The following is a 20,349-nucleotide window of genomic DNA, read 5'->3' as shown; positions in this document are numbered from 1 at the left end:
CCCAATTGAGCCAGCGCGCGCGGCGGGTTACAGTCTGATCCGCGTCCGGACAGGACCGCACCAGGCCAGGGGGCCGGCGGCATGATCCCGGGCGCGGGAGACCAAGGCATGAACGCGTGGATAGCAAGGACGTTGGGCAGGATCGGCTTCGCGGCCGCCATGGCAATCGGCATGGCAACGCTGGCGGCGCCGGCGGTCGCGGCTGGCCCCGGTACGCTGACCATTACGTCAGGCACGCAGCAACGAAGCTGGACGGTCGACCAGCTGCTGCATGACCGCCGCCTCGCCGACATCAGTGTCGAGGACGAGAACCTGAAGCAGCGCGTGACCCTCAAGGCGATCCCGTTCGCCGCCCTGCTCGCCGGTCTGCCGGCGACGGCCGATGGCAGCGCCACCACGGCAGCCTCCGACGGCTACGTGTCGCACCTGCCGATGGCCATGCTGCTGGCCGAGGGCAAGGCGCAGCCGCGTGCGTGGCTGGCGGTCGAGAATCCCGCCGCGCCGTGGCCAAAGCTCAAGGGCCAGGGCATCGGACCGTTCCGGCTGGTATGGACCGGTCCGGCCGGACGCGCCGGAAAGGTCACGGAGAGCTACTGGACCTATAACATCGAGCGCATTGACATTGCCGCTTCGCCCGCCGCGCGCTATCCGGCCATCCGTCCGGCCGCGGGATTGCCCGCCGATGGCCCGGTCATGCGCGGCTTTGCGGCGTTCCAGCGCGTCTGCCTGTCCTGCCATTCGCTGAACCGCGAGGGCGACTCCCACCTCGGCCCAGACCTGAACCTGCCATACAGCCCGGTCGAATATCTCGGCGACGACAAGCTCGCGGGGCTGATCCGCAATCCGCAGTCGCTGCGCTGGTGGCCCGAGGCCCGCATGCCCTCGATCGACCCGCAGACACTGCCCGATGCCGAACTCCGGGACCTGCTTGCTTATTTCCATCACATGGCGACCCACCGCAAACCCGAAGCCACCGCTGCCGGGCCTCGGCAGTAACGCTAACTGGCCCCTTGCGCGGTCCGCTGGCCACGGCGGATCGCGCCTGGTGCCGAGGCGCGTCCGGGATCGGATAAGATACGCCCCGTTTTACCAACCAACGGAGTGCTTCAGTGATCCAGCCCACGCCTGTATTCAAGGACAACCTCGCCCAGATGCCCGCGATCGACGCCGTCGCGCGCATCGACCTGATCGACGGCAGCGGCGCGGTGGAGGCCAGCATCGAAAACCAGCCGGGCAAGCAGGGCTCGCTGGCCGTGTATCACTACCTGCAACAGGCCTTCGGCACGCTCGATGCCAAGGCGGCGGAATATGGCCTGGCGCTGTTCGCCGAACATACCCTCGACGCCCGCAATCGCCCCGGCGCCCATCCGAACGTCGACCGCCTGCTGGCAATCGTCGCGGGCGCACAGGCGCTGCGCATCGACGTGGTAGCCAAGGCCTGAAGCCGTCCGGCTATCAAGTGACCGCATCAACGCGCCGTAAGACTCTCCAGATTCCGCCCGGAGAATTGCCCAAATGAAGAAGGTTTTCCTGTTCGCCGCCGCGTTTTCGGCGTCCATCGCCTGTGCCGAAACGCCGGGCAACCTCGCCGCACCGCTCGGCCTGGAACTCGGCAAGACGCACTGCGCGCGGCTGACCCCGGGCCCGAACCGCGTAACGACCGGCAAGACGCCGTGGGCCGGCGGAGACGCCATCGAACTCCGGAACCTCGACCGGTTCAACCTGCCGGGCCTGAGCCGCGCAATCGTCAACTGCGATGCCCAGGACACCGTGGCGCTGGTCAGCCTGACCTTCGACCACTCGGCGCTGCAAGTGGTGACCGGCAAGCTTGACGCGCGCTATGAGTCGAAGCGCAAGACCGAAGCCAATGCCGAGAATGCCTATGCCGAATGGGCAGCGGCCAACGGCAGCCTTGAGCTGCTGTCTGCGCGCGACGGCAAGCATTTCACCGTCGCGTACTGGGCCAGGGGCGCCAAGGCAAAGTACTTCGCTTACAGCGGCACGCCCGCCGAGACCAAGCCCGCCGCTCCGGCCGCGCCGGCTCCGAAGCAGCCGGCGCCGTTGTAAGGGACCGACCAGGGCCTGATTCTCGTCATGCGGACCAGGCCTGGCGCAGCCTCCCACGAAGCCGCCATCCACCAGGCCGCCGCCGCTCAGTTCCGCAGCGCGATATGGTTCACGACGTTCTCCACGCCGTGCACATACCAGGCGTCGCGCTCGATCTGCTTGCGCGCATAGTCGGTCGCCGCATAGCCTTCGAGCGTCACGACATGGTTCTCGGTGCGAGCGGTGATGCGGCCCGCATCGACGAACGGATCGGTTTCCAGCACAAGCATCAGCGCCTCGGTGATCTCGTCGTCGCGATCGGTCTCGGCCGGTGCCACCACCAGTTCATTGACGACGCAGCGGCAACCACGCGACCACCACGCCAGCACGCCGGCCAGGCGCATATGCGACAGGCTGATGACTTGCCCGCTGAGCGTGACCACGCCGTTGCTGGCGGCCACCTCGATCCAGCCGCTACGCTCGCCCACGGCCTCGCGCATGGGCTCGAGCTGTCCCTTCACCTTCGCGCAGATCTTGCAATTGCGGAAATCGATAGCGTTCAGCAAGCGCTCGCAGACCGCATCGCGCAGCTCGCCGTCCCCTACCGGTGTGGTGCCGTCGGCCACGCGCAGGTGGTCGATTACGCTGGTCACCCCATCCACGCGCCGCACCAGGGCGGCCGCACGCGTCTTGTCGACAATGTCCGCCACCTCGCCTTCCAGGATCAGCGCGCCGTCGGAAAGCCGCAAATGGATCTCGGGATGGAGGTGGTGACCCTGATAAGGCACATGTGCTAATGCTGCGCGCGCCTGCGTCAGCACCGCTTCGCTACTCTGCATGATGTCTGCCTCGCCTGATGGTCTGGAGCTGGGAAGGAGCGCGCCCCTGCCTGCCGGCACGCCTGGCGCGGCGCCGGCCTGCTACCGATGACCCATAGCAGGCCGGCGCCGCCTCCCCATTATAGGAAGCCGTATGGCGGCCTTCCTGACGCGTTGGCGGGCCGCTGGCGGCGTCAGGCCGCCGGGGCGAGGCCTTGCGCGTCGCGCGCCTTGGCCACCTCCTGGTTGCGCAGGATAAAGCGCTGCACCTTGCCGCTCGGCGTCTTGGGCAGTTCCGCCAGGAACTCGATCTCGCGCGGGTAGGCGTGGGCCGCCAGGCGATTGCGCACATGCAGGCGCAATTCCTCGGCCAGTTCCGGCGTCGGCCGGTATTGCGGATCGAGCACGACGAAGGCCTTGATCAGTTCCGTGCGCTCCGGATCGGGCTTGCCGATCACGGCGGTTTCGACCACGGCCGGATGCTCGATCAGCGCGCTCTCCACGTCGAACGGCCCGACCCGGTAACCCGAGGTGGTGATGACGTCGTCGGCGCGGCCGATGAAGCTGATGCTGCCATCGTCGTTGAGCTCGGCGGAATCGCCGGTCAGGTAGTAGTTGCCGACAAAGGCGCGCGTGGCCGTGCCGTGGTAGCCGGGGAACCAGCACATCGGCGACTGCGTGAGATCCAGCGCCAGCGTGCCCGGCTGGCCCGCGGGGAGTTCGCGGTGCTCGTCGTCCAGCACCACCACGCGGTGGCCCGGGCTGGCAAAGCCGGCCGCGCCCATGCGCACCGTATGCGCCAGCGCATGGTGATTGCACAGCACCATGCCGGTTTCGGTCTGGCCATAGTGGTCATGGATGGTCACGCCCAGCTCGTTGGCGAACCAGCGGATGACTTCCGGGTTGAGCGGCTCGCCGGCGCTGCTGACCGCGCGCAGCTGGCCGCGCAGCGGTCCCGACACCGCCTTGCCGGCCGCGATCAGCAAACGGTAGGCGGTAGGCGAACCGGCCAGGTTGGTGATGCCGTATTTCCGGATCACGCGGCATGTGCTTTCGATCGTGAACGGGCCATCGTAGAACGTGGTCGGATGGCCCAGCGCGAGGGGCCCGGTCACCGCGTAATACAGCCCATAGGCCCAGCCGGGATCGGCCAGGTTCCAGAAGGCGTCCTGCTCGCGCAGGTCGACCGCGTCGCGCATATAGCCCGCGAACGCCACGATAGCCTTCAGCGGCACCTGCAGCGGCTTGGCCGGCCCGGTGGTGCCCGAGGTGAACATCATCAGGAACGGATCGTCGCCGCGCCGCATGACGGGCTCGAACTGCGCGGGCTGCCGCTCCACTTCGGCCCAGAAGCTGAAATCGCCGCGCACTAGGCCGCGGCCCTTCTCGCCGGCCACGGTGAGGATAGGCGGACAGTCGGCGACATCGTCGAGCTTGCCGCGGTTGGCGCCATCGGTTACCACCAGCTTCGCGCCCGAGGTGTTCAGCCGGTGCTCGATGGCCTTGGGTCCGAACGCGGTGAACAGTGGCTGGTAGACCGCACCGGCCCGCCACACGCCGAGAATGGTGGCGAGCAGTTCCGGCGTGCGCGGCAGCAGGCCGGCCACGCGATCGCCCGGCTGCACGCCCTGCGCCTTCAGGAAGCCCGCCACCTGCGCGGAGAGCGCCTGCAGTTGCGTGAACGTCCAGGTCTCGGAAGTCCCGTCGCGCCCTTCCCAGAACAGGGCGATGCGGCCCGGCAGCGCATGCCGGTCGCAACACTCCACGCAGGCATTGATGGCATCGAGATTGCCGTGCAGCTGGCGGCTGACGGTGTCCGGGTATGAGAATCCGGAAAAGGCTTCGGTGTAGTCGCGCATGGTGTCTCCAACCTTGTCATAGCTGTTCTGCGGCGCGGTGCATTGAGCTCGCCCTGGGGCACGCGCCTGTGCTGCACGAGTGTGTGCCAGCGGCCTGCACGCGGCAATAGCCGATTGCACCAGCACCGCTGACGGTTTTTGCCATGTGCGCGGCGTCCGGCACTTTCGCCGGGCCGCGAAGGTTGACGCTTCCTGCCTGCAGGGCTAGACTGCGCGCTGTTTAAAGCCTTGGGGTTCCAATTGGACTCAGCCAGTTGTCCTGACGGACATCACCGGTAACCCTCGCCAGACCCGCATCCCTCCGCACTGCTGACGCTTGCGCCAGCACCACATCAAAGGGCCACCGTCTGGCAGGAATTGCCTGACGGTGCGCATCGATCGCGGCATTCGCCGCGCACGTTTCTCCCGCACCACTCGAATTTGCATCGCATGTCCGGCACGCTCGCGCCACAAGTCGCCGCGAGTGGCCGCGCATGCCCGCTTTGCCCGACCTGGCCTGCCGCCAGCATGCGCACGCATGCCGTCCGTGGCCGCAGCCGTGCGCCTTGCGCGAGCCTTGCCGGCACGCGTATCGCCCATGCCGATCCACCTGAACCGGAGCTTTCCATGCCCGACGACCCTTGTAGTCCCTTACCGACGCCGGCGCGCACCGGGGCCTGCCCGCGCGCCGTTCCCGCAAGCTCCCGCTTCCGGCCGCCGCAACACTGAACGTTGGCGCCGGATCGGGAATCCCATCGGAAACCTGCCATGAAGTTCTCAATCCTGCTGCCTGACTTCCGCCACCCCGACGTAGCCGCGCACGACGCCGACCGCCTGCGCGCCATGCGCGACCTGTCCCGCCCGGGACGCCTGCGCCGCGCGCTGAAGCGTCTGGGCGCGATGCTGCGCGGCTGCCGCCTGCAACCGCGCTGATATCCCCAAGGTGCCGGCGTCGCCACGGCGGATCGCCGCGAAGACGCTGGCACCCCTCTTCATCGTTCCTCTGGTAGAACTCTGATAACGGATTCAGGGGTCTACAACTCGTTTCGTCCCAGTTCTATGCTTTCTCCATCGACCCGGCACCGCCGGTCAGCGAAACAGAAGGAGATGGCAATGAAGAGAATCCTCGGCGTCTACAGCGCTCCGCGTCCCCACTGGGTAGGCGATGGCTTCCCGGTCCGTTCGATGTTTTCCTACCAGAGCCACGGCAAGCAGCTCAGCCCGTTCCTGCTGCTCGACTACGCCGGTCCGGCCGACTTCACGCCGACCAGCCAGCCGCGTGGCGTGGGCGTGCATCCGCACCGCGGCTTCGAGACCGTGACCATCGTCTACAAGGGCGAAGTCGCGCACCGCGACTCGACCGGCCAGGGCGGCGTGATCGGCCCCGGCGACGTGCAGTGGATGACGGCTGGTGCGGGCATCCTGCATGAAGAGTTCCACTCGAAGGCGTTCTCCGAATCGGGCGGGCCGCTCGAGATGGTGCAGTTGTGGGTGAACCTGCCGGCGCGCGACAAGATGGCGACGCCGGGTTACCAGGCCATCACCAGCGACGACATTCCCGCCGTGGCGCTGCCGGCCGGTGCCGGCACCGTGCGCGTGATCGCCGGTGGCTTCGACGGCCATGCCGGACCCGCGCATACCTTTACGCCGCTGCAGGTGTGGGACATGCGCCTGAACCAGGGCGGCATCAACGAGCTGCCGGTGCCCGATGGCTGGAACGCCGCGCTGATCGTGCTGCGCGGCACCGTGCGCGTCAATGGCGACACCGTAGCCGGCGAAGCGCAGATGGTCCTGCTCGACCGTGCCGGCGAAGGCACCTGTGTCGAAGCCAGCACCGATGCCACGGTGATCCTGCTGGCGGGCGAGCCGATCGATGAACCGATCGTCGGCTATGGCCCGTTCGTGATGAACACCGAGCAGGAAATCCAGCAGGCGCTGGGCGACCTCAACAGCGGCCGCTTCGCCAGCATGGCGCGCCAGCCCGCCAACAGCTAGTTTCCGTGGGCTTCGCCCACGCTCTATCGCCCGCCGCCGACCGGTGGCGGGCTTCAACGACAGCCTGTGCCCAGGCACCCGACGTTCAAGGAGATTCACCATGAGCAGCCCTGCCAACTTCAACGGCAAGCGCCCCGTCATTGATCCGGCCGATACGGCCATGCTGCTGATCGACCACCAGAGCGGCCTGTTCCAGACCGTGGGCGACATGCCGATGCCCGAACTGCGCCAGCGCGCCGCCGCGCTGGCCAAGATGGCGACGCTGAGCAAACTACCGGTCATCACTACTGCCTCGGTGCCGCAAGGCCCGAACGGTCCGCTGATCCCCGAGATCCACGAAAACGCCCCGCACGCGAAATACGTCGCACGCAAGGGCGAGATCAACGCCTGGGACAACCCCGAATTCGTCGCCGCCGTCGAAGCCACCGGCAAGAAGACGCTGATCATCGCCGGCACCATCACCAGCGTATGCATGGCCTTCCCGGCCATCAGCGCCGTGGCCGACGGCTACAAGGTCTTTGCGGTGGTCGATGCCTCGGGCACGTACTCGAAGATGGCGCAGGAAATCACGCTGGCGCGCGTGGTGCAGGCCGGCGTCGTACCGATGGATACGGCAGCCGTCGCCTCGGAACTGCAGCACACCTGGAACCGCGATGACGCACTGCAATGGGCCGAGGTCTACACGAAGATCTTCCCGGCCTACCAGTTGCTGATCGAAAGCTATATGAAGGCGCAGGCCGTGCAGAAGGACGGCGAAGTCCTGGATTCGGCGCGCTGAGACCCGGTCGCAGCAGTTGAACCCCCGTCGTTCCCGCGCAGGCGAGAACGACGGTAGTGCGCGCCACTGCTGTCCGGCGGCGCGCTCAGTTGTCCTTCGAACGCGCAAGCCTGCTTCTGGCCTGGCCTACGCCAGGACGCGTGCTCGGCATCGCTTCAATCGCCGATCTCCGATTGCCGACGTAGTCACTCACCACCATGCGCAGGGCCGCCGAGCCCGCGCCGACGTCCCGCAGCGCGACCTCCTCCTCGCCCGCTCAAGCCCTCGCTCCGGGGCATCCGAGCCCATTCACCTGCCTCCCGCCCAAGCGCATGCCGCAGCGGCCCCGCTTTAGCGCGGGGCTGCGGCGGCAGCCTGTTCCGCGTCATCCGAATGTTGACATCGTCCATGACGCCGCTATACTCGACATAATGTTCGAACGTTCGCACGTTCGTACGATAAATAAAACGACAGAGACAAGCAGGAACTCCATGTATCCCTTCAACTTGCCGTACCGGCAGGAGGACGCGGCATGACCGGCGCCAGCCCGCCGGCACCGCTGTACTTCATGGTGATCGGCACCGACAAGCCCGGCGCCCTGCCCCTGCGCGTGGCAACACGCGCACGCCACCGCGACTGGCTGCGTGGCCGGCACGAGCGCGTGACGGTGGTGCTCAGCGGCGCCTCGCTCGAACGCGACAGCACCACCATGAACGGCTCGCTGCTGGTGGTGGCCGCCGCATGCTACGAGGACGTGCTTGCTTTCAGCCAGGCCGACCCGTATGCACACGCCGGCCTCTTCGCCAGCGTGGAAATCCGGCGCTGGGACTGGACCTTCGGCAATCCGAACGGCCCCACCGCTTCCGTCAATCCCATCTGAACCTACTCGAAAGGCCAGACCGCCATGCACTGGATCATCTATGCCGTCGACAAGCCCGGCATGCTCGCGACGCGCACTGCGCACGTGGACAAGCACCGGCAATACCTGAGCAGTCATCCGATCCGCACGCTGGTCTCGGGACCGCTGGTGGACGATACCGGCACCGACATGATCGGCAGCTTCTTCCTGGTCGAAGCCGATACCCGCGCCGAAGTGGAGGCCTTCAACCGCAACGACCCGTTCTGGGCACTGGGCATCTGGGAAGCCGTGCATATCCATGCGTTCTACAAGCGCGTGGACGACCGCGCCGCCGGAGCCGCGCAATGAACGGCGCAGTAATAGCCGGACGCATCCGCTACCACCGCGACCACCGCGACCACCGGAGCGCAGCATGAAACTTGGCTGGATCGGGGCGGGAAAAATGGGCCTGCCCATGCTGGCGAGCGTGCTGGCCGCCGGGCACGCCGTCAGCGTGGTCGAACCGCAGGCCGAGGCGCGCGAACGCGCCCGGGAACTGGGGGCGACGCCGGTGCCGCTCCCTGCGGACGCGGCAGCGGGCGCACAGGCGGTGGTGACGTCCTTGCCGGACGATGCCGCGTTGCTGGCCGTCGCCGCCCAGGTCATCGAAAGTGCGCCCGCGGGAATGATCTATGTCGATACCAGTACCGTCTCGCCGCAGGCATCGGCCACCGTGGCACGGGCCGCGCAGGCGGCCGGCGTGCAGTACCTGCGCGCACCGGTATCCGGCACGCCGGTGCAGGCGCAGGCGCGCGCACTGACCACCATCGTGTCGGGCCCGGCCGATGCTTTCGAAGCGGCACGCCCGCTGCTGGCGCAATGGGGCGAGCGCATCCACTACGTCGGCACGGCGGAGCAGGCGCGCAGCATGAAGCTGGTGCTGAACCTGATGGTCGCCGCCACCGCGGCCATGATGGGCGAGGCGCTGGCGCTCGGCAGCAAGGGCGGCATTGCGTGGGAAGACATGCTCGACGTGATGCAAAGCAGTGCGGTGGCCTCTCCGCTGCTCAAGGTCAAGACTGCGTCGCTGCGCGAACGCGACTTCCGTCCGCTGTTCTCGTGCGAGCAGATGGCCAAGGACCTGCGCCTGATCCTGGCAGCCGGCAGCGACGCCAGCGTGCCGTTGCCGCTCGCCGCGCTGGCCAGCCAGCTCAACACGGCGTCCATCGCGCAGGGCCGCGGCGAGCTCGACTACATTGCCGGCGTGCTCACTGCCGAAGCCTTGGCCGGCACCGGCCCCGTGCCGCGCGCGGCGCCTTCCGGACAGTCGACGCCATGACGATGACTGAATGGGACTACCTGATCGTTGGCGCTGGCGCCGCCGGCTCCGTGCTGGCCAACCGGCTGTCGGCGCATCCGGGCAACCGCGTCTTGCTGCTGGAAGCCGGCAACGACATCCGGCCCGGCGAAGAGCCCGAGGACATCCGCAGCATCTTCCCGTTGTCGACCTTCAACCCGGCCTATACGTGGCCTGACACGCGCGTGCATTGGGGCAGCGCGTCGGCGGGCGCGCCGTCGTTCTTCCCGCAGGGCCGCGTGCTTGGCGGCACGTCGCAGATCATGGGCATGTTCGCGCTGCGCGGCCGGCCCGATGACTACGACGACTGGGCGCGCCAGGGCGCCACCGGTTGGGGCTGGGACGACGTCCTGCCCTACTTCCGCAAGCTCGAAGCCGACCAGGACTTCCAGGGCCCGCTGCACGGACAGGATGGCCCGGTGCCAATCCGGCGCGAGCCGCCGCAGCGCTGGTCGCCGCTGGCCACGCGGCTGCAGGCCGTGGTGCAGGCACGCAACCTTGGCCATGTCGCCGACATGAACGCCGATTTCGGCGATGGTCACGGCACGCTGCCCATCAGCCGCTTCGACGACAAGCGCGGCTCGGCAGGCATCTGCTACCTGGATGCGGCGGCGCGCGCGCGCGGCAACCTGTCGGTGCAGGCCGGCACCACGGTCACGCGGCTGCTGACCGAACGGCACGACGGCGCGCTGCGCTGCGTTGGCGTCGTCGCCACCGATGCGCAGGGCACCACGCGCGAGATCCGCGCGCGCCGCGTACTGCTGGCCGCGGGCGCGCTGCGCAGCCCCGCGCTGCTGCTGCGCTCCGGCATCGGACCCGCGCACGACCTGGCGCAGGCGGGGATCGCGCCCGTGCTGGACCGCCTGGGCGTGGGCCGCAACCTGCAGAACCACGCCATCCTCTATGTAGTGTCGTTCCTGCGGCCTGGTGGACGCGAACGGCCCGGCGTGCGCCCCGCCTGCGCGACCACGCTGCGATGGAGTTCCGGCACGGATGGCGGTACGCCCGGCGACATGGGCATGTATGTCCGCAGCTGGCTGTCATGGCATGCGCTGGGCCACCGCATGGCATCGCTCGCGCCGGTCCTGAACAAGCCGTGGTCGCGTGGCACGGTGACGCTATGCCCGAAAAGCCCGCAGGCCGAGAGCGTGGTCGCCTTTAACCTGCTCTCTGATGCGCGCGACCTGGCGCGCATGACGGACGCGTTCCGCTTTACCGCGTCGCTGTTTCCGGAACTCGGCACGGTATGCGGCACGCCCTATGTGCTCGGCGATGCCGGCAACCTGAGCCGGCTTATGCGCTTCAACGAACCGACCCGCGCCAACGCCATGCGCGCGGCGGTCGCGGCCGGACTCATCGACGCGCTGCCGCGGCTCGGACAACGCACCATCACACGCCTGTCGAAGATGACGCCGGCCGCCGACATGCTGCGCAGCGAGGAACGGCTGGCCGACTATGCGCGCAGCAGCATCAGCGGCACCGGGCACGTCAGCGGCACCTGCCGCATGGGCGCCGCACGCGATCCGTTCGCCGTGGTCGATCCACACGGGCAACTGCACGGCATGCACGGGCTCTATGTGGCGGACGCGTCCATCATGCCGTCCGTGCCGAGCGCCAACACCCACCTGCCGACCATCATGGTGGCCGAAAAAATCGCCCAACACCTGCTCGCCTGACTCGATGCGCGGCACCCAGGCTTCACCTTCATTCGCAAGCACCGAACGCCTGAACATTCGCCAAACCCCATAAAAAACAAGGGAGACACCCATGCTGAAACGCACCCTCATCCGCAATGCCACGGTCATTACCGTCGACCCGAAGCTCGGCGACCTTGACCATGGCGACATCCTGATCGAAGGCAGCAAGATTGCCGCGGTCGGCACCGGCCTGGAGGCCGGCGGCGCCGAGATCATCGACGGCACCGGCACCATCGTCATGCCTGGCATGGTCGATACCCACCGCCATGTCTGGCAGACCACGCTGCGCAATATCGCCGCCGACTGGACGCTGGACCAGTATTTCGCCGGCGTGCGCGGCCAGCTGGGCGAGCATTTCTGTGCGGAGGACATGTACACGTCCAACCTCGCGGGCGCGTGCGAAGCGCTCAATGCCGGCATTACCACCGTGCTGGACTGGTCGCACAACATGAACACGCCGGCGCACACCGATGGCGCCGTCAATGGCCTGCGCGATTCGGGCGGCCGCTTCGTCATGTGCTACGGCAATTCCAACGCCGAATGGCTGCCGGTCAGCAACCTGCCAACCTCGCGCGACGCGTACCGCGTCAAGCAGGAATACTTCTCCGATGCCGACGGCCTGGTGCAGATGGGCATGGCGCTGCGCGGACCGCAGTATGCGACCGAATCCGTGACGGTCGACGACTGGGCGCTGGCGCGCGACATCGACGCCCTGATCTCCGTGCACGTCGGCGACGGGGCGTGGGGCAAGAACCGTCCGGTGGCGTGGCTCGCGCAACAGGGCCTGCTCGAAGGCGTGGTCTGCGTGCACTGCAACTCGCTCGCGGACGACGAGTTCCGCATCATGGCGGACCACGGCGCGTGGGCCTCGATGACGCCCGATATCGAACTGCAGATGGGCCATGGCTGGCCCGCCACCGGCCGCCTGATCAAGGCAGGCCTGGCACCGACGCTCGGCGTCGATATCGTGACCTCCAACAGCGGCCACCTGTTCCAGGTCATGCGCACGGTGCTGCTGCTCGAACGTGCCTGGGCCCACCACCATGCCGACCAGGCCGGCACCACGGTGCAGCGCCTGCCCATCGATACCAGCGACGTACTGGCCTTTGCCACCATCAACGGCGCGCGCGCGCTCGGCATGGAGGACCGCATTGGCTCGCTCACGCCCGGCAAGGAAGCCGACCTGTGCATGCTGCGCGCCGACAACCTTGAAATGGCGCCGCTGAACAACCCGGTCGGCGCGGTGGTGCTGGCCGGCCACCCGGGCCTGGTCGATTCCGTCTGGGTCGCCGGCAAGGCGGTCAAGCGCCAAGGCAAGCTGGTCAACGTGGACGTGGCCCGCCTGATCGGCGAGCTCGAGCGTTCGCGCGACCGCGTGCTGGCGCTGGCCGGCGTTGCGCCCGGCGGACGCTTTATCCCCGCGCCCTACCAGGCCGCTCACTGAACAGGAGAACACCATGCGAAACATGACAGAAACCGAGTTGACCGAAGTTGTCGTGCAGCGCTACCAGAACACGCCCGACCCGCGCCTGCGCGAAATCCTGCAGTCGCTGGTGCGGCACCTGCACGCCTTTGTGCGGGACGTGAGGCTGACCGAGGAAGAATGGATGGGTGGCATCCAGTTCCTGACCGCGGTCGGCCAGATCTGCGACGACAAGCGCCAGGAGATGATCCTGCTGTCCGATAACCTGGGCGTGTCCATGCTGGTCAATATGGTCAGCGCCGGCGTTGCGCCGGCCGCCACCGAGTCGACCGTGGTGGGCCCGTTCTACGTGCCCGGCACGCCGGCGCGCGAATGGGGCCAGTCGATTCAACAACTGCCGTCCGACGAGATGCCGCTGTTCGTGCGCGGCCGTGTGATGGATCTGTCGGGGGCGCCGGTGCCCGGCGCGCAGATCGAAGTCTGGCAGACCAACTCGAACGGCATGTATGACATCCAGGACCCGGAGCAGCCGGTCAATAACCTGCGTGGCTGGTATCGCACCAACGATGACGGCGAATTTCTCGTGCGTACGGTGCGTCCGGTGCGCTACCCAATCCCGACGGACGGGCCGATCGGCGATCTGCTGCGCGCCACCGACCGCCACCCGTGGCGCCCGGCCCATCTGCACGCGAGGGTTACCGCGGCAGGCTGCAAGCCACTGATCACGCATATCTTCGATGCAGAGGACCCGTACCTGGAGTCTGACGTGGTGTTCGCGGTGAAGCAGTCGCTGGTCTGCAGGTTCGAGTCTGTGCCCGCCGGCGCGCGCGAGCGCGAGTATGGATATGCTGGTCCTTGCCTGGAGCTTGGCTACGACTTCGTGCTGGAGCGCGGTACGGACACGGGTATCGTGTCGCCCGCCTGAGGCACGGCGCCGCCGGGCATCACCCGGCGGCGCCGTGGCAGAGTCTTACTTTACCTTTGCGACGCACGCGGCAGCCACGGATAGCGCCCGGTGTCGTTGTCACCGTAGTCCGGATCGAGATACACGTAGCACCGCTGGATGCGGAAATCGCGGATCTCGAAAACATCGCACCAGTGGCCCGCATGGGTGACACCCGCACGCCACGCCTGGCCCGATTTCATGGTGCCGCTTGAGGTTCCCTCCACCACAACCCTATCGCCCTGCTGGATGACATTGGCATGCGCGATATCGTGGCTCACCGATTCCAGGATTCCCATCAGGTCCCCGAACAACGATTCGATCTGCGCGCGTCCGCGCGCGATGCCCCATTTCGGGAAGTAGAATTCGGCATGCTCGTCGAATAGATCTACAACGCTTTCGCCACGATCCATGCGGCGGAAGTACTCCAATGCAATGGCCTTGCGCTGCTCGTCGGTCATTGGTTTGGTTTCCATGGTGGTTGTTTCTCCTTGTCTTATTTAAAAAATTCTTCGTTCGATATTTGGGGTTTTTGGGATTGATTGGGGTGGGGTGCTTGGCGGGCGCTGCTGTTTCGACGGCGGAGCCGTCGAGTCACTTTTTGTCCGAGCGACAAAAAGTAACCAAAAAACGCGTTTACTTGCCCTAACGGGCGAATATTGATCGTAGTGTGCGAAGAATTTCGTACGGGTATTCGCTTCAGAGTTTGCCTGGCTGCCTGCCGCGTAGTGCGCATCCGTTTGCAGGCTCTCGGGCAATGATTGAACGAGCCCTGAACCTGTCCGTGGCCCGGGCTCTCCAGCCATATCGCATCATCGCCTTCGGCTGCGCTACGCGCGGCTCAGTAGTCTGAGCGCGCACGCCAGAGCTGAATTACAAGACAATGGCCTGCCCTTGGCGCCAGTGCTGGTGATGCGCCAGCTAACAGACTGGTGAGCCGCGTAGCAGCCGTAGGCGATGATGCGACAGCGTTGGCAGTGTCGGGCCACGGACAAGTTCAGGGCTCGTTCAATCATTGCCTGAGAGCCTACATACGGGTGCGCACTATGCGGCAGGCAGCCAGGCAAACTCTGAAGCGAATACCCGTACGAAATTCTTCGCACACTACGATCAATATTCGTCCGCTAGGACAAGTAAACGCGTTTTTTGGTTACTTTTTGTCGCTCGGACAAAAAGTGACTCGACGGCTACGCCGGCGAAACAGCAGCGCATGCCAAGCGCCCCGCCCCAATCAATCCCAAAAACCCCGCATTTCAGCGGCGAAGAACCATAAAACGGCACACCGGCGATAACGCCGGCGCACCCTACACCTTATTTACTTGGCAATCGTCTCCAACGCGCTATAGCTCATATCAGTCTCCTTAATCTTCGCCTCATTAAGCTTGTAGCTGCGGAAGAGATAAATCGAAGCATGACGAGCCTTGAAGTCAATGATATCCCCCTGGACAGACGACGAGTATTTCGTCCCATCCTCCCCCACCGACGGCGCCATATGGAAGTTGATGAACTTCCAGAACTCCCCCTTCTTGTCATAGGCTTCGCCCATATAAATGCGCGGATAGTTCACATCCATGTAGACAATCTTCTTGCCATAAGGATGCTCCGTAGGCGGCGTCCCCTCGATCACCCAAACCTCGCGCGGCTGCCACGTCTGCACCGGATTCCAGTGCGGCGCGTTGGCCAGGTCTACCGTCTTCCACTCCTCCGGCGTCCCCTTCTTCGACGCGTTGTAGCCAAGCTTCGCGTCCGAAATCGCCAGGATCCAGCGGCGGCCCACCAGCTTGACCTTCGGATACCACGATGGGCGTGCATTCCACACATAGATATCGTCGTTCAGCACATCCAGGCCGCCCACCGGATCCATCCATGCGCCGCCGGACAAGCGGCGAGTCCGGCGGGCCGACTTGATGTACGCCCAGCTGTCCTCGAGCTTGGGGCTGTCGTAGCGCACGGTGAAGGTGCCGACCCCCTTGATGTCCTCCGGCGCCGTCGCCACAAACAGTGTCTTACTCAGGACCCCGCCATCGCCCACCACCGGCTTGTCGCCGCTGATCCGGCCCTTCATGTAGTAACGGATAAACAACCAGTCCTGGGTCGACTCAAGGCCTTTGTCGCCGTTGACCATCAGGAACGTCGCCTTGTTGTCGATGACGTCACCCTCCGGCGAGGCGTAATAGAAGTTCCAGATCAGCTTGTCGCCGGCAAAGGGATCGTTCTGGCTGACTTCAGGGAAGGGGATGCCCGCCACCCAGCCGGTCACTTCGCGGGTCTTCTCGTCGAACTGGGCCTTGCCCGCGTTCTTCTTCGTCGCCTCGATGTACTTCGGGTCGAGCTGCACGGGCTTGGCATGGCCAAGGGGAATCTTCAGGCCCGTATTGCGGATCTGCCATTCGAGCTTGTCGGTCAGCAGGCTCGCGATCGTGTGGCCGTCGAACGTGTCGTTCTTGACCTTGTCGATATTGCCCTTGTCGATCACGGTGCCGGCCGGCAATTCCGCCGCGCCGGCAACGGCCGCGGCGGCGCTCAGCGCGGCGATGGCGCACAGCGCAAGGGCTTTCTTCCTGAGGGATTGCATGGTTTGTCTCCTGCTTAGAACTGTCGCGTCAGGCGAGCGACGAATTGGTCATTGTTGGCAAACGATCCGAACAGGCCGGTCGAGTTTTCGATCTGGCCTGGCTGGCGCTTGTGTTTCGAGAAAAAGAGATCGGCCTCCAGCACCAGTCTCCAGTGGTCCCCATACGCGAACTCCACGCTCGGAATCAGGAAGCCGCCGCCGCCCTGCAGCGATGCGCCGGCTGCCAGCTGGGGATTGATCTTGTCGTTCTTGTAGTTCAGGCCAAGGATGACGGTGGCGATGGTCGAGTGCTGGCTCGCCGCCCTGCCATAGCCAACCATGTTGACGATGTCATCCGAGCGCTTGTAGTTCTGGATCCACTTGTCGAACACCTGGACCGAGAAGAACGACGGCCGGCTGGTGCCGAGGAACTTCATGAGGTTCAGGTTCTTGTCCATGCGGACCATGGTCGTGACCAGGTCCTTCTTGATGATCCCGCCGAAACCGGGCAGCGCACCGCCGAAGAAATTGGTGCCGATGTTGTAGGGCGCATTGCGCGTATAGACCAGTTCCGTGCTCAGCACGGAATCGATAGCCGGCACATAGCCGCTGGCCGTGGCGCCGATCAGGTCGATCTTGGGAAAGATGAAATCGCCAAGCGCGCCGGTCGGGGTAGATCCCGAGGGCGCGAACGCCGAATTGACGACGGGATCGTTGTTGAAGGTCTTCAGATAGGCCAGCGAGTAGTTCACGGGGCCAGCCATCCCCTCCCATCGGACCCCGCCGGTCATGTCGGAGACCTTGGCACCAGGCGCGCGATAGTTGTAGTTCAGCGCGCCCGGCGCGAGGAAGTCCACGCCCTTGTAGGGTTGCCCCGCCCAGCGGCCGCCATAGAGGTCGTAGTTGTTGCCGACGTCGCGCAGGCGGTCGATGCCAGGCCGGAACAGCAATTGCAGGCTGCCGTCGGCCTCATGCACATCGACCTTGGCCTTGATCAGGAAGAGCGGCTTGCGCAGTTCATCGCCCTCGCGCTCCAGGAACGAGCGCCAGCGATAGTCGAAGCCATTGACCAGGTCGAGCGCGCGGAAGAAGTCCGTCTCGCCCCACACGACTTGCTGCTTGCCGATGCGCAGGCTCACGCGGTCCACCGGCGAGAAGTCCGCGTAGTATTCGCGCAGCTCGGCCTGGTTGTACTGGTCCATGAGCTGGCTGCCAGGCCCGCCCGGGGAGTTCTGCCGGTTGAGAGTCTCCAGGTCGCGCAAATAGGTGGTCTTGTACTCCTGGTCCGCGCGTCCGACCACCTTCCAAGCAATCGGTCCGGTTTTCGCGTCCGCATCAAGCAGCAGCGAGCCGCGCACCATCGACGGCGAGAACCTGTCGTTGCGGCTGGTCTCCGGATGGTCCTGCAGATTGAAGGACGTCCAGGCGCGGGCGTACCCGCCGAGGTGGAAGCTGTAGTTCTCGTCCGCTTCGCCATTGCCGCGCGTTTCAGCGCCCGCGACAGCAGGCTCGTCCGTCAGTGCCGCCCGGACATTGCCGGATCCCGCAAGGCAGGCAAATACCAGGCCCGCCGCGCCGGATCTCCGGCCAATCTCGTACCATTGATTCAGTTTCATCGTCTCCTCCAGCCAATATCGGTTTTTTTCTGTGTATCGATCCTGGGACTACTCTTGCGGTGACTACGCTTGGGGTATCACGCGGATACGGCAACCTCCCCGACACCGCCTGCCTCGCGCTTGCGCTCCGTCCTGACGATGAACGCCGGCCGGAACACCAGCACCATCGCCGGCATGATGAACAGCGCGCTGATCGCCGACACGAACAACCAGATGGCCATCAGCACGCCCATGTCTGCCTGGAACCGCAGCGAAGACGCGCACCACAGCACGACGCTGGTGGTCAGCGTCAGGGCCGTCACCATCACGCCGCGTCCGGCACCGTGCAACGAGGCAATCGTCGCCGCCGTCAGGTCCTTGCCCTCGGCCAGCTTTTCCTTGATGCCATCGACGATGTAGAAGGCGTAGTCGACGCCCAGGCCGATACCCAGCGCGGCGACCGGAAGCGTGCTGAGGTTCATGCCGATGCCTTTCCACGCCATGTAGCTGAAGGTGATGGTGTTCGAGAGAATCACCGGCACCATGAAGAACATGCCCGCCGTCATCGAGCGGTAGGCCACCGCGCAGCACACCACCAGCACCAGCAGGGCGAGCGCGATGCTCTCGATCTGCCCGGCCAGGATCACTTCGTTGACCGCCGCCAGCACGCCGACCAGGCCGCCTGCCAGGCGGTAAGTGCCTTCGGCCAGCGGATGGGCTTCGACGTAGGCCTTGAGCCGCGCCATGGCCGTGCGGATGCTGTCGCCGCGGTGGTCGCGGAAAAAGAACGTCACCGACGCATCCTTCGCCTGGATGTCCGTGAAGCGGGCCATGTCGCCCGGATCGGAGCCGGACACGAACATGTACATCAGCTCCCCGTTCTCCTCGGCGGTACGGCCGGGCTCGAGGTAGCGCGGGTTGTTCTCGTTCAGCACGCGCCGCACCATTGGAATGACGTCGCCAATCGACATGCTTCCGCCGATTTCAGGCTGCGCCGCCATGTAGCGCTGCAGTCCGGCCATGCTCTCGAGTACGTGCGGTTCCTTCACCGCATTCGGCTTGTTCCCTGAAAACACCGCGTAGAGCCGGTCGGCGCCCTGGAACTGGCGGTTGATGGCGGCCGCGTCGCGGTTATAGGAGGAGTCCTGCCACAGGATCGGCGAACCCGGCTGGGCATCGCCGACCTGAATGCGCGCGGCATACCAGGCGGATACGCCGAACACGGCTACCGTCGCGCTCAGCACGGCGTAGCGCCACCGCGTCGTGGCCGTGCGCACGCATAGGTCCAGCACGCGGTCCAGGTAAGGCCCCAGATCGAGCCGGTGGGCGTAGCCGCGCGGGTAGCGCACCCATGACAGCAGGACCGGCGTCATGACGCAGGCGCTGATCGCGATGGTCATGACCCATACCGTGCCGATGATCGACACCTTGTGCATCAGCGGGATCGGCGTCAACACCACCACGATCATGCAGCCGGCGTCGGCAATCACCCCCAGCATGCCCGGCTTGAACAGCTGCAGCATGCTGGCCTTCGCTGCCGCCCGGGTCGTCGGCGCGCCCGCGGCGAGTTCCTCGTCGAAGCGCGACACCAGCTGCACGGCGTGCGAGATGGCGCGTGCGGTGATCAGGAAGGCGATGACGATCACCAGCGGGTCCAGATTGAAGCCGAGCAGGCGCGCCGTGCCCAGCGCCCAGGCAGCACTGCTGACGCCTGCCAGCAATGGCAGCAGCGTGCCGCGCCAGGTGCGGGCAATGATGAACAGCAGCAGCACCAGGCAGCCAATGGTGAACAGGAAGATCTGCAGCGTCTCCGGCAGGAAGTGCTTGACCCAGCCGTAGAGGATCGGCTCGCCGGTCACTCGTACGCGCACGCCGTCGCCGCGCACCGAATCGGCGATCGACATCACTTGCGGGAAAATCTTGTTGTAGTCGGCCGCGTTCTCGTAGAAGTCGACGGTCACCAGGGCCGACTTGAGGTCGCGCGAAACATAGGCGCCATAGACCAGCGGATTGTTCAGGACGGCCTGTTTCAGCTTGTCGATCCCCGCCTGGTCTTGCGGCACATCGGGCCACATCAGCGGATTGGAGTCGATCGCATCGGTGGAGCCGCGGATCTCCTTGAGCTTGCGCGAGGCCAGCGAGACGATCTGGAACTGGTTGGCGCCATCGACCTGCTGCAAGGCAGTCGTCACCCGCTTGACCTTGTTCAGGAACGGCGTGCTGAAGATGTCCCCGCTCTCGGCTTCCAGCACGACGCTGACCACGTTAGAGCCGCCGAACGCGTGCTTGTACTGTTCGTGCACCTGGATGTAGGGGTGGCTGCGCGGCAGCAGGTCTTCAAAAACGGTCCTGACCTCGACCTTGGTCGCAATCCCCAGCATCGCGGCGGTCGCCAGGAAGAAGATCCCCGCGACCCACGCACGTCGGTTGATGCAGAACTCGACAAAGCGTTCGAGCCTGCTTTCCAGCATTCTTTTCATGTCTTCCT

General features: G+C 65.7%; 18 protein-coding genes. 12 read left to right on the top strand and 6 right to left on the bottom strand.

What is annotated here, in order from left to right:
• Window positions 1-108 precede the first annotated feature (108 nt).
• The 3 genes from ACIGJB_RS20810 (at window position 109) to ACIGJB_RS20800 (ending at window position 2,067) form a co-directional block, all read left to right on the top strand.
• On the top strand, window positions 109-996 hold the full coding sequence (locus ACIGJB_RS20810; RefSeq protein ID WP_483734184.1) for a c-type cytochrome: 888 nt from the start codon (window positions 109-111) through the stop codon (window positions 994-996).
• Between the two features lie 113 nt (window positions 997-1,109).
• Window positions 1,110-1,442 carry a DUF2322 family protein gene (locus ACIGJB_RS20805; RefSeq protein WP_483734183.1) on the top strand — a complete coding sequence of 111 codons (333 nt, stop codon included), beginning with the start codon at window positions 1,110-1,112 and terminating at the stop codon, window positions 1,440-1,442.
• A 73-nt stretch (window positions 1,443-1,515) separates the two neighbouring features.
• A complete protein-coding gene (locus ACIGJB_RS20800) occupies window positions 1,516-2,067 on the top strand; it encodes a hypothetical protein (RefSeq protein ID WP_483734182.1) in 552 nt (183 codons plus the stop codon).
• An 86-nt stretch (window positions 2,068-2,153) separates the two neighbouring features.
• On the opposite strand, the gene ACIGJB_RS20795 is transcribed toward ACIGJB_RS20800, so the two are convergent.
• Entirely contained in the window at window positions 2,154-2,885 is a 732-nt protein-coding gene (locus tag ACIGJB_RS20795; RefSeq protein ID WP_483734181.1) for a BON domain-containing protein, read from the bottom strand.
• A 173-nt stretch (window positions 2,886-3,058) separates the two neighbouring features.
• Window positions 3,059-4,723 carry an AMP-binding protein gene (locus ACIGJB_RS20790; RefSeq protein ID WP_483734180.1) on the bottom strand — a complete coding sequence of 555 codons (1,665 nt, stop codon included), beginning with the start codon at window positions 4,721-4,723 and terminating at the stop codon, window positions 3,059-3,061.
• 747 nt (window positions 4,724-5,470) lie between these two features.
• Between ACIGJB_RS20790 and ACIGJB_RS20785 the strand changes: the two genes are divergently transcribed.
• The 9 genes from ACIGJB_RS20785 to ACIGJB_RS20745 all read left to right on the top strand — a co-directional run bounded on the left by ACIGJB_RS20785 (window position 5,471) and on the right by ACIGJB_RS20745 (window position 13,694).
• Complete coding sequence (locus tag ACIGJB_RS20785) at window positions 5,471-5,635, top strand: hypothetical protein (RefSeq protein ID WP_483734179.1); 165 nt, start codon at window positions 5,471-5,473, stop codon at window positions 5,633-5,635.
• Window positions 5,636-5,815: 180 nt separating this feature from the next.
• On the top strand, window positions 5,816-6,697 hold the full coding sequence (locus ACIGJB_RS20780) for a pirin family protein (RefSeq protein WP_483734178.1): 882 nt from the start codon (window positions 5,816-5,818) through the stop codon (window positions 6,695-6,697).
• Window positions 6,698-6,797: 100 nt separating this feature from the next.
• Complete coding sequence (locus ACIGJB_RS20775) at window positions 6,798-7,475, top strand: hydrolase (protein ID WP_483734177.1); 678 nt, start codon at window positions 6,798-6,800, stop codon at window positions 7,473-7,475.
• Window positions 7,476-7,986: 511 nt separating this feature from the next.
• Window positions 7,987-8,334 (top strand): YciI family protein, encoded by a 348-nt coding sequence (locus ACIGJB_RS20770; protein ID WP_483734176.1) that lies wholly within the window; start codon window positions 7,987-7,989, stop codon window positions 8,332-8,334.
• A gap of 24 nt (window positions 8,335-8,358) precedes the next feature.
• Entirely contained in the window at window positions 8,359-8,661 is a 303-nt protein-coding gene (locus tag ACIGJB_RS20765; protein ID WP_483734175.1) for a YciI family protein, read from the top strand.
• Between the two features lie 64 nt (window positions 8,662-8,725).
• Complete coding sequence (locus ACIGJB_RS20760) at window positions 8,726-9,631, top strand: NAD(P)-dependent oxidoreductase (protein ID WP_483734174.1); 906 nt, start codon at window positions 8,726-8,728, stop codon at window positions 9,629-9,631.
• Entirely contained in the window at window positions 9,628-11,325 is a 1,698-nt protein-coding gene (locus ACIGJB_RS20755) for a GMC family oxidoreductase (RefSeq protein ID WP_483734173.1), read from the top strand. Before ACIGJB_RS20760 ends, ACIGJB_RS20755 begins: the two co-directional genes overlap by 4 nt.
• A 91-nt stretch (window positions 11,326-11,416) precedes the next feature.
• Window positions 11,417-12,790: an amidohydrolase family protein gene (locus ACIGJB_RS20750; RefSeq protein WP_483734172.1), complete on the top strand. Its 1,374-nt coding sequence runs from the start codon at window positions 11,417-11,419 to the stop codon at window positions 12,788-12,790.
• Window positions 12,791-12,803: 13 nt separating this feature from the next.
• Window positions 12,804-13,694, top strand: coding sequence for an intradiol ring-cleavage dioxygenase (locus ACIGJB_RS20745; protein ID WP_483734171.1), 891 nt, complete (start codon window positions 12,804-12,806; stop codon window positions 13,692-13,694).
• Between the two features lie 50 nt (window positions 13,695-13,744).
• On the opposite strand, the gene ACIGJB_RS20740 is transcribed toward ACIGJB_RS20745, so the two are convergent.
• The 4 genes from ACIGJB_RS20740 to ACIGJB_RS20725 all read right to left on the bottom strand — a co-directional run bounded on the left by ACIGJB_RS20740 (window position 13,745) and on the right by ACIGJB_RS20725 (window position 20,341).
• Entirely contained in the window at window positions 13,745-14,188 is a 444-nt protein-coding gene (locus ACIGJB_RS20740; protein WP_483734170.1) for a nuclear transport factor 2 family protein, read from the bottom strand.
• Window positions 14,189-15,027: 839 nt separating this feature from the next.
• Complete coding sequence (locus ACIGJB_RS20735; RefSeq protein ID WP_483734169.1) at window positions 15,028-16,287, bottom strand: DUF1329 domain-containing protein; 1,260 nt, start codon at window positions 16,285-16,287, stop codon at window positions 15,028-15,030.
• A 14-nt stretch (window positions 16,288-16,301) separates the two neighbouring features.
• Window positions 16,302-17,882 carry a DUF1302 family protein gene (locus tag ACIGJB_RS20730; protein WP_483734168.1) on the bottom strand — a complete coding sequence of 527 codons (1,581 nt, stop codon included), beginning with the start codon at window positions 17,880-17,882 and terminating at the stop codon, window positions 16,302-16,304.
• Between the two features lie 77 nt (window positions 17,883-17,959).
• On the bottom strand, window positions 17,960-20,341 hold the full coding sequence (locus ACIGJB_RS20725) for an efflux RND transporter permease subunit (protein WP_483734167.1): 2,382 nt from the start codon (window positions 20,339-20,341) through the stop codon (window positions 17,960-17,962).
• Between the last annotated feature and the right edge of the window lie 8 nt (window positions 20,342-20,349).

The organism is Cupriavidus sp. C2SS-8b, from assembly GCF_057073745.1.
The sequence above is the reverse complement of the archived record's forward strand: the minus strand, read 5'-3'. Positions and strand labels throughout refer to the sequence as shown.

Bases quoted from the DNA above. Each gene is read 5' to 3' on its own strand.
- ACIGJB_RS20810 (WP_483734184.1), top strand. From the start codon at position 109: ATGAACGCGTGGATAGCAAGGACGTTGGGCAGGATCGGCTTCGCGGCC.
- ACIGJB_RS20800 (WP_483734182.1), top strand. From the start codon at position 1,516: ATGAAGAAGGTTTTCCTGTTCGCCGCCGCGTTTTCGGCGTCCATCGCC.
- ACIGJB_RS20795 (WP_483734181.1), bottom strand. From the start codon at position 2,885: ATGCAGAGTAGCGAAGCGGTGCTGACGCAGGCGCGCGCAGCATTAGCA.
- ACIGJB_RS20790 (WP_483734180.1), bottom strand. From the start codon at position 4,723: ATGCGCGACTACACCGAAGCCTTTTCCGGATTCTCATACCCGGACACC.
- ACIGJB_RS20785 (WP_483734179.1), top strand. From the start codon at position 5,471: ATGAAGTTCTCAATCCTGCTGCCTGACTTCCGCCACCCCGACGTAGCC.
- ACIGJB_RS20780 (WP_483734178.1), top strand. From the start codon at position 5,816: ATGAAGAGAATCCTCGGCGTCTACAGCGCTCCGCGTCCCCACTGGGTA.
- ACIGJB_RS20775 (WP_483734177.1), top strand. From the start codon at position 6,798: ATGAGCAGCCCTGCCAACTTCAACGGCAAGCGCCCCGTCATTGATCCG.
- ACIGJB_RS20770 (WP_483734176.1), top strand. From the start codon at position 7,987: ATGACCGGCGCCAGCCCGCCGGCACCGCTGTACTTCATGGTGATCGGC.
- ACIGJB_RS20765 (WP_483734175.1), top strand. From the start codon at position 8,359: ATGCACTGGATCATCTATGCCGTCGACAAGCCCGGCATGCTCGCGACG.
- ACIGJB_RS20760 (WP_483734174.1), top strand. From the start codon at position 8,726: ATGAAACTTGGCTGGATCGGGGCGGGAAAAATGGGCCTGCCCATGCTG.
- ACIGJB_RS20755 (WP_483734173.1), top strand. From the start codon at position 9,628: ATGACGATGACTGAATGGGACTACCTGATCGTTGGCGCTGGCGCCGCC.
- ACIGJB_RS20750 (WP_483734172.1), top strand. From the start codon at position 11,417: ATGCTGAAACGCACCCTCATCCGCAATGCCACGGTCATTACCGTCGAC.
- ACIGJB_RS20745 (WP_483734171.1), top strand. From the start codon at position 12,804: ATGCGAAACATGACAGAAACCGAGTTGACCGAAGTTGTCGTGCAGCGC.
- ACIGJB_RS20740 (WP_483734170.1), bottom strand. From the start codon at position 14,188: ATGGAAACCAAACCAATGACCGACGAGCAGCGCAAGGCCATTGCATTG.
- ACIGJB_RS20735 (WP_483734169.1), bottom strand. From the start codon at position 16,287: ATGCAATCCCTCAGGAAGAAAGCCCTTGCGCTGTGCGCCATCGCCGCG.
- ACIGJB_RS20730 (WP_483734168.1), bottom strand. From the start codon at position 17,882: ATGAAACTGAATCAATGGTACGAGATTGGCCGGAGATCCGGCGCGGCG.
- ACIGJB_RS20725 (WP_483734167.1), bottom strand. From the start codon at position 20,341: ATGAAAAGAATGCTGGAAAGCAGGCTCGAACGCTTTGTCGAGTTCTGC.